The 451-nt window shown below is 68.7% G+C and carries 1 protein-coding gene; it reads right to left on the bottom strand.

Translation table 11 applies throughout. The annotated features are described in order from the left end of the window. The coding region (locus ADK67_RS11045) for an endo-1,4-beta-xylanase (RefSeq protein ID WP_197289390.1) at positions 1 to 451 on the bottom strand (451 nt) is incomplete at both ends.

Here is a 451-nt window from a genome sequence, read left to right as displayed (position 1 = left end):
GGCGGCCTTCTTGTTGCCGGAGCCGTCGAACAGCAGCGGGGTGCCCGAGGCGCGCCACGAGTCGGTGTCCCGGATGCCCCACACCGTGATGCCGGTGCAGCGGGTCACCGCGAGGCACGCCTTCACGACGCGCTCGTAGTTGGACACCTGCGCGGAGCCCGAGCCCTCGATGTCCAGCTCGGTGATCTGCACGTCCACGCCGAGGGCCGCGAAGCTAGACAGCGTGGTCTGGTAGTTACCGGGCACCGGGCTCTGGCTGTTGAAGTGCGACTGCAGGCCGACGCAGTCGATCGGCACGCCGCGCTGCTTGAAGTCCTGCACCATCCGGTAGACGGCCTGGGTCTTCGCGTGGGTCCAGTCGTCGGTGTTGTAGTCGTTGTAGCAGAGCTTGGCGTTCGGGTCGGCGGCGCGGGCGGCGCGGAACGCGGCCTCGATCCAGTCGTTGCCCGTG

This window comes from Saccharothrix sp. NRRL B-16348 (assembly GCF_001280085.1).
GTDB lineage: Bacteria > Actinomycetota > Actinomycetes > Mycobacteriales > Pseudonocardiaceae > Actinosynnema.
Note: the sequence above shows the minus strand (reverse complement) of the source record. Positions and strands in the feature narration are given on the sequence as shown.